The sequence below is a fragment of the Amphritea opalescens genome, from assembly GCF_003957515.1.
Taxonomy (GTDB): Bacteria; Pseudomonadota; Gammaproteobacteria; order Pseudomonadales; family Balneatricaceae; genus Amphritea; species Amphritea opalescens.
Map to the genome: position 1 here is coordinate 143,466 of NZ_RQXW01000002.1, position 13,943 is coordinate 157,408.

The 13,943-nt window shown below is 51.6% G+C and carries 15 protein-coding genes; 10 read left to right on the top strand and 5 right to left on the bottom strand.

What is annotated here, in order from left to right; all coding sequences use genetic code 11:
* The first annotated feature begins 66 nt into the window (after window positions 1–66).
* Together msbA and hldE are read left to right on the top strand one after the other, a co-directional pair.
* Window positions 67–1,854: a lipid A export permease/ATP-binding protein MsbA gene (msbA, locus tag EH243_RS02840; RefSeq protein ID WP_126157125.1), complete on the top strand. Its 1,788-nt coding sequence runs from the start codon at window positions 67–69 to the stop codon at window positions 1,852–1,854.
* A complete protein-coding gene (hldE, locus tag EH243_RS02845; protein ID WP_126157126.1) occupies window positions 1,851–3,275 on the top strand; it encodes a bifunctional D-glycero-beta-D-manno-heptose-7-phosphate kinase/D-glycero-beta-D-manno-heptose 1-phosphate adenylyltransferase HldE in 1,425 nt (474 codons plus the stop codon). The genes msbA and hldE overlap by 4 nt, the downstream gene beginning before the upstream one ends.
* A 33-nt stretch (window positions 3,276–3,308) precedes the next feature.
* Here hldE and EH243_RS02850 read toward each other — a convergent pair whose 3' ends face one another.
* Both EH243_RS02850 and EH243_RS02855 read right to left on the bottom strand, forming a co-directional pair.
* A complete protein-coding gene (locus EH243_RS02850) occupies window positions 3,309–4,115 on the bottom strand; it encodes an aldo/keto reductase (RefSeq protein WP_206441489.1) in 807 nt (268 codons plus the stop codon).
* Entirely contained in the window at window positions 4,109–5,293 is a 1,185-nt protein-coding gene (locus EH243_RS02855; protein ID WP_126157128.1) for an FAD-dependent oxidoreductase, read from the bottom strand. The genes EH243_RS02850 and EH243_RS02855 overlap by 7 nt, the downstream gene beginning before the upstream one ends.
* 96 nt (window positions 5,294–5,389) lie before the next feature.
* On the opposite strand from EH243_RS02855, the gene waaA reads away from it, so the two are divergent.
* Window positions 5,390–6,661: a lipid IV(A) 3-deoxy-D-manno-octulosonic acid transferase gene (gene waaA / locus EH243_RS02860; RefSeq protein ID WP_126157129.1), complete on the top strand. Its 1,272-nt coding sequence runs from the start codon at window positions 5,390–5,392 to the stop codon at window positions 6,659–6,661.
* Window positions 6,662–6,663: 2 nt separating this feature from the next.
* Here waaA and EH243_RS02865 read toward each other — a convergent pair whose 3' ends face one another.
* Together EH243_RS02865 and cyaY are read right to left on the bottom strand one after the other, a co-directional pair.
* Window positions 6,664–7,227 carry a D-sedoheptulose-7-phosphate isomerase gene (locus EH243_RS02865; RefSeq protein ID WP_126157130.1) on the bottom strand — a complete coding sequence of 188 codons (564 nt, stop codon included), beginning with the start codon at window positions 7,225–7,227 and terminating at the stop codon, window positions 6,664–6,666.
* 11 nt (window positions 7,228–7,238) lie between these two features.
* Window positions 7,239–7,565 (bottom strand): iron donor protein CyaY, encoded by a 327-nt coding sequence (gene cyaY / locus EH243_RS02870; RefSeq protein ID WP_241234977.1) that lies wholly within the window; start codon window positions 7,563–7,565, stop codon window positions 7,239–7,241.
* 122 nt (window positions 7,566–7,687) lie between these two features.
* Here cyaY and lptM point away from each other — a divergent pair, with 122 nt between their 5' ends.
* The 7 genes from lptM (at window position 7,688) to EH243_RS02905 (ending at window position 13,011) form a co-directional block, all read left to right on the top strand.
* Window positions 7,688–7,798, top strand: a complete 111-nt coding sequence (gene lptM / locus EH243_RS02875; RefSeq protein WP_206441502.1) for an LPS translocon maturation chaperone LptM — start codon at window positions 7,688–7,690, stop codon at window positions 7,796–7,798.
* Window positions 7,799–7,899: 101 nt separating this feature from the next.
* On the top strand, window positions 7,900–9,150 hold the full coding sequence (gene lysA, locus EH243_RS02880) for a diaminopimelate decarboxylase (protein ID WP_126157132.1): 1,251 nt from the start codon (window positions 7,900–7,902) through the stop codon (window positions 9,148–9,150).
* A gap of 91 nt (window positions 9,151–9,241) precedes the next feature.
* The gene (gene dapF, locus EH243_RS02885; protein ID WP_126157133.1) at window positions 9,242–10,072 is read left to right on the top strand and encodes a diaminopimelate epimerase; all 831 of its coding nucleotides are present in this window, start codon (window positions 9,242–9,244) and stop codon (window positions 10,070–10,072) included.
* Window positions 10,069–10,800: a DUF484 family protein gene (locus tag EH243_RS02890; RefSeq protein WP_126157134.1), complete on the top strand. Its 732-nt coding sequence runs from the start codon at window positions 10,069–10,071 to the stop codon at window positions 10,798–10,800. Before dapF ends, EH243_RS02890 begins: the two co-directional genes overlap by 4 nt.
* A 3-nt stretch (window positions 10,801–10,803) precedes the next feature.
* Window positions 10,804–11,751 carry a tyrosine recombinase XerC gene (gene xerC, locus EH243_RS02895; RefSeq protein ID WP_126157135.1) on the top strand — a complete coding sequence of 316 codons (948 nt, stop codon included), beginning with the start codon at window positions 10,804–10,806 and terminating at the stop codon, window positions 11,749–11,751.
* On the top strand, window positions 11,744–12,469 hold the full coding sequence (locus EH243_RS02900) for an HAD family hydrolase (protein ID WP_126157136.1): 726 nt from the start codon (window positions 11,744–11,746) through the stop codon (window positions 12,467–12,469). The genes xerC and EH243_RS02900 overlap by 8 nt, the downstream gene beginning before the upstream one ends.
* Window positions 12,470–12,477: 8 nt before the next feature.
* On the top strand, window positions 12,478–13,011 hold the full coding sequence (locus EH243_RS02905) for a hypothetical protein (protein ID WP_126157137.1): 534 nt from the start codon (window positions 12,478–12,480) through the stop codon (window positions 13,009–13,011).
* A 5-nt stretch (window positions 13,012–13,016) separates the two neighbouring features.
* Here the strand turns inward: EH243_RS02905 and yddG are convergent, their stop codons facing one another.
* Complete coding sequence (yddG, locus tag EH243_RS02910; RefSeq protein ID WP_126157138.1) at window positions 13,017–13,898, bottom strand: aromatic amino acid exporter YddG; 882 nt, start codon at window positions 13,896–13,898, stop codon at window positions 13,017–13,019.
* Window positions 13,899–13,943 lie beyond the last annotated feature (45 nt).

Sequence of the window (13,943 nt, forward strand, 5' to 3'; positions counted from 1 at the left end):
ATTTGTGTGGGCTTGATCGCTTTAGTTGTTCGAGTGGATAGTGAATCGAAAAGAGCTTTTTTATTTGTGAAAAAAGATAACAGCGTACAGGTTTATTTGCGCCTGCTGAAATATGTGAAAAAGTATTGGCCGGCCTTTCTGGTCAGTGTGGTCGGCTTTGCGATATATGCAGGGTCTCAAACGGCTGCAGCAAAGTGGCTTGAGGCCTTTGTCGATACCGTCGGTTCAGGGCAATTGGATAATCGCGGCATGTTGGCGTTAGCGGTGCTGGGGATTTTCTTTATTCGGGGGCTAGGTACCTTTTTGGGTAACTACGGCCTGTCCTATGTGGCGCGGTTTGTGGTGCATGATTTAAGAACCGATCTATTCAAGCATTTATTGCTGTTGCCTAGCAGCTACTTTCATAAACATTCGAGTGGTGAGTTGCTGGCTAAGCTAACCTATAACGTTGAGCAGGTGACTGGAGCGGCAACGAATGCGTTGAAAGTAGCGATCCGTGAAGGGCTTACGGTGCTCGGTTTGTTTGGCTATATGCTTTACCTTAACTGGCAATTAACCTTACTGTTCTTGGTAGTCGGGCCTGTGGTTGGGGTGGTCGTGGGTTTCGCTGCCCGCCGTATGCGCGGCATTAGTCGTCATGTGCAGAAGAGTGTGGGGAATATTACTGCTTCGGCTTCGGAGGCGATTAAAGGTTATCAGGTCGTGCGTATTTTTGGTGCCACCGATCTCGAAATTGATCGTTTTACTAAAGTCAGTCAGCAGAATCGTCGGCAGGTCATGAAAATGGTCGTGACTCAGTCAGTGACCACACCTTTGGTGCAGATGATGGTGGCAGGTGTGATCGCACTGATGACCTTCCTGGCGATGGACCCTGAGCTGATCAAAGAGATGACGACTGGGCAGTTTATTGCGTTTATCTCAGCGGCAGCGTTGATGGCTAAACCGGTGCGCTCATTAACTGAGATTAGCAGTATGGTCCAGCAGGGGTTAGCTGCTTCTGAAAGTGTCTTCGAGGTTGTGGATACGCCCCCAGAAAAAGATACTGGCTTGCATGATCCTGAGACGGTTAAGGGTGCGTTGGAGATCAAAAACGTGGGCTTTTCCTACGAGGTTGATGGCAACAAGGTGCTTGATAATATTAATCTGAATATTCAGCCGGGCGAGACGATCGCTTTAGTGGGCAAGTCAGGCAGTGGTAAGTCGACTCTTGCGGGGATGTTGCCGCGTTTTTATGACGTTACCGAAGGCGAGATTTTACTGGATGGGGAAAATATACAAACCTATAAATTGACCAGTCTGAGACGTCAAATCGCCTTGGTGAATCAGCAGGTGATTCTTTTTAATGGCACTATTGCCGAGAATATCGCTTATGGCAGCATGGCGAACTGTCCCCGAGAGGCGATTGAGGCGGCAGCCGAAGCGGCTCATGTGGCTGAGTTTGTACAACACTTGCCAGACGGCCTAGATACTCTGGTTGGTGAAAACGGGGCACTGCTCTCTGGCGGACAGCGGCAGCGAATTGCGATCGCTCGGGCGATTCTTAAAGATGCGCCGATTTTGATTCTGGATGAAGCAACCTCGGCACTGGATACCGAGTCTGAACGACATATCCAGGATGCTTTGGATAATGTCATGCAGGGGCGGACCACCTTGGTAATTGCTCACCGGTTATCGACCATAGAGAAGGCGGATCGCATTTTGGTGATGGAAGCTGGTCGAATCGTTGAGCAAGGCTCACATGCTCAGCTATTACAACACAATGGTATTTATGCCAACCTTCATCGACTTCAGTTTTCCGAAGTCGCCGTTGATCATGATTCAGTATCGCCTTCCGAGCAGGAGCCCTCAAAATGAAATTGGTAATGCCTCAATTAAATACAGCGCAGGTGTTGGTGGTAGGTGATCTGATGTTGGATCGCTACTGGCATGGCCCAACGTCACGGATCTCTCCGGAAGCGCCGGTGCCTGTGGTGAAGGTCGATCAGCGGGAGGATCGACCCGGTGGCGCGGCCAATGTGGCGTTGAATATCACCGCGCTGGGCGGCGGTGTCTCATTGGTGGGGATTGTGGGTGAGGATGAAGCGGGGCAAGCGTTGCAGCAACAGCTGGAATCTGCACGGGTGAATTGTCAGTTCTGCCATAGTCAGCAAGAACCGACGATCACTAAGCTGCGGGTTCTGAGTCGCCATCAACAATTGATTCGCTTGGATTTCGAAGAGCGCTTTAGTGCGGATCATGGGGCGCTAGTACAACAACAAGTCGAGGCGTTACTCGGAAACGTTGGTGTGCTGGTGTTATCGGATTACGATAAAGGCACCCTGAGTGACCCTCAACGTCTTATTCATGCGGCACGCAAGGTCGGTGTGCCGGTGCTGGTCGATCCCAAGGGAACGGAGTTTGAACGTTACCGTGGCGCGACATTGTTAACGCCGAATATGGGTGAATTTGAAGCGGTGGTGGGTGCCTGCCAATCGGAGCAGGCATTAGTGGAAAAAGCTCAGTTGTTGGTGCAGCAACTTGAGCTTGAGGCTATATTGGTGACCCGTAGCGAACAGGGTATGACTTTGATAAAACCGGGTCAGAAAGAAGTTCACTTTCCCACCCATGCCCGAGAAGTATTTGATGTGACGGGGGCTGGAGACACGGTTATCTCCACATTGGCGACGGCGCTGGCCGCCGGCGAAAGCCTTGAAGTCGCCACGGGGCTCGCTAATATTGCCGCTGGTATCGTGGTAGGCAAATTGGGCACCGCAGCTATCAGTGGGCCGGAGCTACGTAGGGCGGTGAATCAGGCGCAGGGGTCGGAACGGGGAGTTGTGAGTGATGAGCAGTTGCTTATGGCGTTGGAAGATGCCCGTGCGGCCGGTGAAAAAATTGTATTTACCAACGGTTGTTTTGATATTTTGCACGCAGGCCATGTGGGCTACCTTGAACAGGCTAGGGCGCAGGGCGATCGTCTTGTATTAGCGATTAATGATGATGAATCCGTGCGCCGCTTGAAAGGCGAGGGGCGACCGATCAACCCCGTCGAACGTCGTAAGGCGGTATTAGCGGGGCTTGAAGCCGTGGATTGGGTGGTCAGCTTTGCTGAGGACACGCCGGAGCGTTTATTGGAGCAGGTCCGCCCAGAAATTCTGGTGAAGGGCGGCGACTATGGTATCGATGGTGTGGTTGGCGGCGAGTTTGTGCGTAGCTACGGCGGTGAGGTGAAGGTGCTATCTTTCCTTGATAACTGCTCAACTACGGCGATCGTAGAGAAGATTCAGAGCAGCTAAGCTTATCATTCAAGTGCCGGCTATCATGATAGCTTAAGAATCGCTGCGGGTGAGACAATCGGCCGCAGCGTGGACATTCGACCGTAAATGGTCGGGGTTGATTGTGCCAATAATCGCACTACTGACCCCCGGATGACCTAGCACTAAATCAAAACTAGCGCGCACAGGGTCGGTTGTTAACGCCTGTGTAATATGGCCCGAGGCTAGGGCTTTCTTGATAAAGATCCCTTTTTGCTGGGCTAGCGCATAGTCGATGACCGGCGACTCTTGCTGCTCGTTTAGGTTGTAGGTGACCATCGCAATATCCGACTGTTTTAGCGTTTCGATTCCCCCCTCGATGGTTTTAGTCGACATACCCCCCGCACGAATTTTACCTTCCGTTTTGAGTTGTGCCAGTTGTTGCAGCACGCCGTCATGATGAATCCGTTTCAGATCATTACCATCGGAATGTACCAGTAGGATGTCAATCACATCGGTATTGAGCCGTCTCAGGCTGCGTTCCACACTGAAACGGATATGTTCGGGCGTAAAATTAAAGTGTGACAACCCTGTTTGGGGATCAAACTCCTCGCCGACTTTACTGCAGATTAGCCATTGATTACGCTGGCCTTTTAGTAATCTGCCTAAGCGCTCTTCGCTGTGGCCATAGGCGGGAGCCGTGTCCAATAGGTTGATACCCAGTTCTTGGCTCAGGGCGAGTAAATGGAGGACCTGCTGATCATCCGGAATCATGAAATGGTCTGGATATTTGACCCCTTTATCCCGTCCTATTTTTACCGTGCCAAGGCCGATGGGGCTCACCTGAAGGTCGGTACCGGCAATCTGTCTCAAGTTTAACAAAAGAGTGTCTCCCAAACCGGTTGTGCGATATTGGGCCGCGCTAATTGGCCGGTAATGCCCTCATCCGCATGATAACGGGGAGTAATCTCTTGTATTTTAAGCATGGCTAGAATTTGATCAGCCAAGTCGGGGGCCAGCGCCAATTTCGTAGGCCAACTAATAATGCAGTTTCCTTGGGCTTGTGCGAAGGCGGAATCTGGACGGGTGAGTGAGGACTGTTTTGGCTCTGCTCGATTAATATGGAAACTCTCCCAGCGGGGATTCTTAAGCTCGATCCAAGGGAGCAGTTCGGCGATCATGGTTTGCGCTTTTTGAATCTGCTGTTCTGTGGATAAATTAACCCCAGCCTCGGCTAAATCTCCGCCCAGATACCAGACATGCTCTCCATTTTTGGTGGGGTGTGTGGTGATAGTGACCACTGGCTTACTACCGCTGCTGATACAGTGAGCAAAGGTCGGTAAGGGGCTTGCATGACGAACCATCACCATGTGTAACGGCCGACGCTGCATTTGCGGTTGAGTCACATTCAACTGTTGCAGCAGTGCTTCGGTGCCTTCGCCGGCGGCAGTGATATAACGTTGTGCTTCAATACGTAATTGAGGTAACTGTATCGCTTCGATATTATTTTGATCGGTACATAGTTGCATCTCAGCGGCGCTGACTTTGATGATACGCGGCAGTAGCGGCTGCGCCAGTGCTTCGATCACCGATGGTACGTCCAGTACGATCTCGTTCAATTTATAAAGATTGCCGCGAAACTGTGGATGGTTGAATACTTCGGGGCGTTGTTTGGCGGTGACGCTTTCCACTCGACCCTTTAGGGCTTTGCTGGCGAAAAAGCTGGTCATTTTCGCGCCGAGGGATGCTTTCGACCACATGTAGTGCGCTTCTGAGAGTATTCGTGCACCACTGAGGTCTAGTTCTCCCTGCCCTTCAAGGCAGGCGCGCCAGCGGGATGGCATATCGGCAATGCTACTGGCGGCTTGGGTCAGTACACCATTGAGCGCATATTTTGTGCCGCCATGGATGATGCCTTGGGAGCGTACCGACTGAACGCCGCCAAGGTCTCCGGTTTCTAATAAGAGTGCATCAAATCCCTGTTGTTGAGCGCGGTTGAGTAGCCATAGACCAGCGATACCGCCGCCGAGAATCACCAGATCTGTCTTTATCGTTTGCATGAAGTATTCCGCCGGTTAACAGCGATCATTATACCTTCGGTATCACAGGCTGATAATGGTAAACTGATTTTTTATGTCTGGAATGTGCTTATCTCCATGGCCCGATTTTTCTATTCGTTGTTATTTTACTGTCTGACTCCGCTGATATTGCTAAAACTTTGGCGGCGCGGGCGGCAGAGTCCTGAATATCGCTTGCGCTGGCGAGAACGGTTTGGTTTTGTCCCCCGTTTAACCGGCGCGCGTCCTATCTGGATTCATGCGGTCTCTTTTGGTGAAACCATGGCGATTATTCCATTAGTGGAAAAGCTGCTGGCGGAACATCCGCAGATACCGGTCTTTATCACCAGTATGACCCCGACGGGGAGTGCGCGGGTGCAAAGTCACTTTGGTGAGCGTGTCGGTCATGCATACTGTCCCTATGATCTTCCTTGTGCCCTAAGTCGTTTTCATCGGCGCATTCGACCTCGTAGCTGCGTAATTGTCGAAACGGAGCTCTGGCCCAATCTTATCCACAGTTGTGCCCAGCGGGATGTGCCTGTGCTAGTGACCAATGCTCGCTTATCGGCTCGCTCGGCGCGGGGGTATCAACGTTTTAAGTGGCTGACTGGGCCGATGTTGCAAGAGGTGACAGCCATTGCCGTACAGCATCAGGCGGATGGTGATCGTTTTACGGCGCTGGGTTTCGCTGTGGATAAGTTGCAGGTCACCGGAAGTATCAAATTTGATATTGAAACACCGGAAGGTGTCGCGAGTGATGCCGCTAAGCTGCGGAGGGCATGGGGAGCCGAACGTCCGGTGATGATCGGCGCGAGCACCCATGACGATGAGGAGGCTCAACTGCTTGAGGTCTTCGCTAATCTGCAATCGCGTTATCATGATCTGCTGCTGATACTGGTGCCCCGCCATCCGGAACGTTTTACAACGGTTTTCGAGCAGAGCGTTAACGCCGGCTTTAGAACCTATCGACGCAGCGAGGCACCTTTACCTGCAGCGGATTGCGACGTTTATTTAGGCGATACGATGGGTGAGTTGATGACCCTCTATAGTGCCGCTGATATTGTTTTTGTCGGTGGCAGCTTGGTTGAGCGTGGAGGGCATAATCCGCTTGAACCCGCGGTGTTAGGCAAACCTGTCTTGATGGGGCCTTATGTGCATAACTTCCACCAGATAGTCGAGACCATGGAGCAGGCGCTAGCCCTGCAAGTGGTTAGCGATCCTGCTGAGTTACAGCAGGTGGTTGCTGAGCTTTTAGATCACCCGGAGCATGCCCGGGCGATGGGGATTAGAGGTCGAAACTATATGACCGCTAATCGAGGAGCGCTGGCGCAACAGCTCGCCTTGGTTAAACAACAGGCGGGTATCGCTTAAGACTACTCAGCGGCGAAGAGCCGATCCATCTCTTCACAGAGCCAGTGGCCGACAAAAATATGTACTTCCTGAACTCTAGCGGTCTCGCTGCAGGGAGCTTTGATAAGGTGATCGGCTATGGCGTTTAGTTTGCCGCCCGCTTCTCCGGTCCAAGCCCAGCAGGTCGCGCCGATCTTTTGTGCCGCTTCAATGGCGTTGACCACATTGGCGCTGTTACCCGAGGTGGATAGTCCAATCACGAGATCCTGCGGCCGACAAAGTGCCTCTATTTGTCGGGTAAATACCGAATCGAAGCTATAGTCATTGGAATGTGCCGTCAGAATCGAGGTGTCGACGGTAAGGGCGATAGCCGGTAACGCTCGGCGTTCAGCTTTATAGCGGACGACAAACTCTGCGGCTAGGTGTTGGCTATCCGCCGCACTGCCGCCGTTGCCCATAAACAACAACTTACCACCGGCAGTAAAGGTCGCTGCGATCTGGTCAGCTAGGGTTTGCACATCGGCTTTAATCTCCGGCATGCGGTTAAAGGTTTGCATATGACGTTGCAGCGCACTATCAAAGGACATAGCTGATCTCCTTACAAGTCGAAGCTGAACTGTTCGCCAGCTTGTTCTGACAAAATAGCCGTCAGCACATCTTTGAGCAATGCACCATCGCTGTCGCGGGCCCAGGTTTCGCCATTAAAATCGAAGTGAAAACCACCACTCTTAGCGGCTAACCATAACTGTTTTACCGGTGTTTGACGGGTAAAGATCACCTGGGTTTTGTTTTCACAGACTACCGTGAGCACGCCGCCGTTGTTCATAAAATCGATATCGGTTTCCGCGGTATCTAAAACCTCTTCAATCTGTTCGAGGGTATCATCAACTTTTTGGCTAAATTCAGATTCGTTCATGTTCGTCATAGTGTTGTACTCTTTGGCGAAAATTATCATTGAGAGAGAGTATATAGCAGTTCGTTCAGGTACTCATCATGGCAACAGCCCTGTATAATCGAGCGATTAACTTAATATCAGGAATAAACGCCGTGAAAGCCTGTTGGATAGCCATTTTTTTCAGTGCCCTGTTAATTGCAGGTTGTGGTCAGAAAGGTGATCTTTATCTACCCGATCAAGCGCCAACGCCGACGCAGCAGTAACCACATGAATGTTAGCCAGTGTACCGTGATAGCGGTGTGTGGTTGATGCGATAGACTCAGCCCTGCTGAGCAGTAACCCAATTGAATGCAGATAGAAGACAATGGATAATTTTCAATACCTGAATGGCCACCTCTGTGCCGAAGAAGTCCTGGTAAGTCGCATTGCCGAACAGTATGGGACACCTACCTACATCTATTCCCGTGATGCACTAGAACGTGCCTATCTGGATTATGCCCAAGCGCTTGAAGGGCGTGATGCGTTGGTTTGCTATGCGGTCAAGGCGAACTCAAATATAGGCGTCTTGAATGTGCTGGCACGACTGGGCGCGGGCTTTGATATTGTCTCGTTGGGTGAGTTAGAGCGGGTGATTAAAGCGGGTGGCGACCCCTCTAAAGTGGTCTTTTCTGGGGTGGCTAAGCGTGAAGATGAGATGCGTCGCGCCCTCGAACTGGGTATTCACTGCTTTAATATTGAGTCAGAAGCGGAGCTAGATCGGCTGAACAGTGTCGCTAGTGCGCTGGATAAAGTGGCGGCAATCTCGTTGCGGGTGAACCCCGATGTGGATGCCGGTACGCACCCGTATATCTCTACTGGTCTGAAGGATAATAAATTTGGTGTGGCAATCGACGACGCCGCACGGATCTATGCCTATGCCCATAGTCTCAGTCATCTTGATGTGCAGGGTGTGGACTGCCATATCGGTTCTCAGTTGACCGAGATAGCCCCGTTTCTTGATGCGCTAGATCGTTTACTGCTGCTGATCGATGGCCTTGCCGAACAAGGCATTAGCATTAAGCACCTCGATTTGGGTGGTGGCTTGGGTGTTTGTTATACCGATGAAGTGCCGCCAACACCGCAGGAATATATTGCCGCAGTGATCGATAAGTTGGGCGATCGGCCGCTGAAACTGATCTTTGAGCCGGGCCGTTCGATTGCCGCGAATGCGGGCATCATGATTACCAAGGTTGAGTTTTTGAAATGCACCGAGCATAAAAACTTTGCCATCATCGATGCAGCCATGAATGATCTTATCCGCCCAGCGCTTTATAGTGCTTATATGGATATTATTCCGGTGGATGTGCGTCAGGAAGGCGAAGCCCGTCGTTTTGATCTGGTTGGACCGGTCTGCGAATCCGGTGATTTTCTGGGTAAAGATCGCGCGTTGAATATCGCTCCGGGTGATCTGCTGGCGGTGTGTTCTGCCGGTGCTTATGGTTTTGGCATGAGTTCTAATTACAATACCCGTAACCGGGCCGCGGAAGTGATGGTCGATGACAATCAGATCCACCTTATTCGTAAGCGTGAAACGATCGTTGATCAACTGCGTGGTGAAGCGGTTTTACCGGGCTGATACGCTGACCTCCGGTAACGGATAAGCTCAGTTGATAAGCCCGACAGATAAGGCAAAACACTGTCCGAACAGTGCGCCTGACGAGATGAATATGCTAGTTAGATTTACAAAAATGCATGGCCTGGGCAATGACTTTCTGGTGCTCGATACCGTGACACAAAAGGTCAAGGTTAACTCAGCGATTGTGAGCCGTTTGGCCGATCGTAACTTCGGCGTGGGCTTCGATCAGCTGCTGCTTGTCGAGCCGCCCACCGATCCCGATATGGATTTTCGTTATCGTATCTTCAATGCCGATGGCAGTGAGGTGGAACACTGCGGTAACGGCGCCCGCTGTTTTGCTAAGTTTGTGCGTGATAAGCGCCTGACGGCGAAAGCAACCGTGGCGGTGGAAACCCAAAAAGGACCGATCTACCTGACCATCACCGACGATAAGCAGGTGGTTGTCGATATGGGAGTGCCGGTACTAGAGCCCGAGGCTATTCCGTTTGCAGCGGATCAGCAGGCGGTGACTTATCCGATCGAGGTTGATGGTCAGACCGTGCAGATCAGTGCTGTCTCGATGGGTAATCCCCATGGGGTGCTGGTGGTCGATGCGGTGGATAAAGCACCGGTCGAATCCTGGGGGCCTATCTTAGAATCGGCTGCTGCGTTTCCTGCGAAGGCGAATATCGGCTTTATGGAAGTGATTAGTGGCGCTGAGATCCGTTTGCGGGTTTATGAGCGGGGCGCCGGTGAAACCAAAGCCTGTGGCACTGGGGCTTGTGCGGCGGTCGTCGCCGGTCGCTTGCGCGGCTTGTTAGATGATAAAGTGACTGTCCACCTACCCGGTGGCACACTTCAGATTGAGTGGGCAGGGGAGGGTGAACCGCTACTCATGACTGGCCCCGCAACTACTGTATATGAAGGACAGATTTTCATATGAGCGACTCTACTTCTGTCGAGGAAAACCTCGATCAAGCGACCTCAGCCACGGCTAATGCGGCTGATATCAGCGCCGAGCAGGTGGCAGACTATTTAACACGACATCCCGACTTTTTTAGCGGTAACGAATACCTGCTAGAAAAGCTCTATGTGCCGCATCAGCGTGGTAATACCGTCTCATTGGTCGAACGTCAAACCAGCCTGTTGCGGGAGAAAAATCGCGAATTACACGATTACCTCGGCGATATGCTCGGTGTGGCCCGGGAAAACGATATTCAGTTCACTAAAACCAAGAATATGATCTTGGCGTTGATGGATGCGGCAACCCTCGACGACGTGGCGGTAGCGATCGATGAGAGCCTCTGTCAGGATTTCAACAGTGATACGACCGCGCTGGTGTTGTTTAGCGATCAGTCGGAAGCGCAAAATAATCTGCGATTGATGCCCCGTACAGAGGCTGCGGCGATCGATACGCTGGTGGATCAGTCACAGACGCGCTGTGGTAATTTGACCGAGTTACAAAACCAGTTTCTCTTTCGTGATCAAGCTTTCCGAGTGAAATCGGCCGCTGCGGTGCCGCTGGTGAAGGGCGAAACCTTGGGGATACTGGCGATCGGCAGTTATGATGCCAGCTATTTCCAAAGCAACCAAGGCACCCTGTTTTTAGATTATATTGGACAGGCACTGAGCCGTGTAGTCTCCCCGTTGCTACAGGATCGTCAGGCCTGATCGATGAGTTCAGGTAACGCTGCCTTAGATGGGTTTTATACCTATCTGAGCAGCGAGCGGCAGTATTCTCGCCATACTCTTAGTAATTATCAGCGTGATCTCGCTCGGCTGCTGGATTATCTACAGCACAGCACGATGTTCCCCGATGGCAAGGTAGATTGGGCACGGATCGAACCTAAACATATTCGTAATTTTGTCGCTTGGGTTCACCGTGAAGGCTTAGGCGGTAAAAGTATTCAGCGGCTGCTCTCAGCCATTCGCAGTTTCTATAAATACCTTCATCGGGAAGGCTTGGTACAACAAAACCCTGCACTGGGTATTCAGGCGCCAAAAAGCCCACGGCGCTTACCGCAGACATTGGATGTCGATCAACTGAGTCAGCTGCTCGATAGTGATGCGGATCAAAACGATCCACTGGAAAGTCGTGATCAGGCGATGTTAGAGCTGATCTACTCGTCTGGGCTGCGCTTATCAGAACTGGTTAGTTTAGATCTACATAGTATTGATTGGCAGGATGCTAGCCTACGTGTGTTGGGCAAAGGTGCTAAAGAGCGGTTGTTACCGATTGGCGGCAAAGCGATGCAGGCGCTGGATCGATGGCTTGATTTGCGCGATAGCATGGCGCGGCCCGAAGAGATGGCGCTATTCGTGAGCAAACGGGGTACCCGTATTAGCACCCGCAGCGTACAACTACGTATCGACCGGCGCGCTAAGATGCAACATACTCAGGGCAAGGTTTATCCGCACCGCTTACGGCACTCATTTGCTAGTCATATGCTGGAGTCCAGTGGTGATCTGCGCGCCGTGCAGGAGTTACTCGGACACGCGGATATCTCCACAACGCAAATCTATACCCATCTTGATTTCAGACATCTCATGGATGTGTACGATAAAGCCCACCCACGGGCGCATAAACAGACGCATAAGAAGGCAGAACAAGACGATGATTAAATGTATCACCTTCGATCTAGATGACACCCTATGGGCGGTTGATCCGGTTATCGTGGAAGCCAATAAAACACTGTATCAATGGCTTGCTGAACACGCGGAACTGTTTGTTAACTGCTATCAGTTGAGCGATTTCGATCAGCTGAAAAACCGAGCGTTAGAAGCTTTTCCTGATATTGGTCATAGTGTCACCTTAATACGGTTAAAACAGCTTGAGATCGGTTTATTAGACGCTGGTTATAGCGCCGAGCAAGCGGTAGCCCTGTCTCATCAGGCATTTGAGGTGTTTATCGCCGCGCGTAATCAGGTGGAATTGTTTGAACATGCACGCAGTATGCTTGAACAGTTAAAAGCTGAGGGCTATGTGATCGGTGCGCTAAGTAATGGTAACGCCGATGTAAATCGCGTGGGCCTTGGTGATGTCTTTGATTTTGCCTTGAATGCCGATGGGGTAGGCAAAGAAAAGCCTCATCCGTTGATGTTTGAACAGATGTTGCATCAGCAGCAGTTACGGCCAGAGCAAGTTATCCACATTGGGGATAATCCACACCATGATATTGTCGGCGCTAAAAATGTAGGACTGTGGGCAATTTGGGTGAATCTGAAGCAGGGTGTTTGGCCAGAGGTTGCGCCCGCCGATCAAACCGTCACCTGCCTGAGTGAAATTCCTGAGCGTGTGGCTCAGATTGCGGCGGCTTCTCATCACCGAGCAACCTTATAGGACCGGATATGAGCGAACTGGATAGATCAAGCATCGCACCTCAGAATCAGATAAACCTGAGCTACAACTCTGTTGAAGATCGGATTCTTATTCGGGCCAGTGAGAATGGCAAAGAGTTTCGCGCTTGGTGGACCCGTCGTTTGGCGTTACGGATTGCCAAGCTGTTTAATGAACATGACTTTCCCACCGAAAATAGTGCCAGTCACCTACAGCCGGAACAACGGCAAAGCTTAGGTGATATTGAAAAACATGGCGCCGTGCAGCAGGCCGACTTTTCGACACCCTACCAATCGAGCGCCAATGATTACCCGCTAGGCGAAGTGGGCATTTTGGTGCAACGTATCGATATTAAAACCGTGAATAAATTGGTGTTGATCGTGATGCTACCTGCTGAAGGCGAGGGGTTTACTCTCAGTTTACCACCGGGTCAGCGTTACTCATTCGAGCATATGCTACAGCAGGTGATGGTGGCGGCTGAATGGATTCAGGCGAAGCCGGTCGATAGCGCAGGCACACCGGAGAAACCCATTCAGGCCCACTGATTCGCTTAAGATGACCGGTGAGTGCGGCGATAACCGGCGATCAACGAACCGATCACTATCGCCAAGCAAGCGAGCAGTAGGGTGAGATCGGCGGGTGCTAGTCCAGCCAGTACTAAGAGTAGGGCAGAGATCAACGGCGCCGAATAGGCCAACACGCCCAGTAGCTGCAGATTGCCATGTTTAATGCCGTAGTCCCACGTAAAAAAGGCGATGCCTACCGGGCCAATACCTAAGCCGATGACGCCGATCCATTCGATGGTCGAGGCGGGCCAAACGGTGGTTTCCCATAAGCTGTGACAGATTAGTGCCAGAAGGGCGGTCGCGGCACAAAACCAACCCACCGCATCGGTGGAGACCTGCTTCACCAGTCTGCTGAGCACCGAATAACCCGACCAGATAAGGGCGCAGCTGAGTGCGAGCAGATAGCCGCTGAGATATTGCTGATTAAACCCGTCGGCCCCCTGCCCGATCAGTAACCAACAACCAAATAACGCAATGATGGCACCGAATAGGTGACGCTTCAGCAGGCTTTCCCCCGGCAGTAACCCCGCAAACAGGACGATCAGCAGTGGCCACATATAGGCCAGCAAGCTAACACTCACCGCCGGTGCTTTGGTCATGGCGAGGAAGTAACAGAAGTGGTAGCCAAAATAACCTCCCACACCCAACACCCAGGCTAGAACCGGTTGTCGAAGATGCCGTAATCCGGAGTGGCCTTGACGCCACCAGTTAACGGCCATCAGTAGAAACGCCAGTGTAAAGGTCATCGCCATGAGCTGAAAAGGAGGGATTCGCCCTTCGGTCAGACGGGTTAACAGCGCGAGGGTACCCCAAAGGAAAATAGAGATGGAGCCGATGAGGGTGGCGCGTATGGTTTTACTGTGCATAACGGAACACTCAAAAATGGATGGCATGAGCATATCAATGTCATG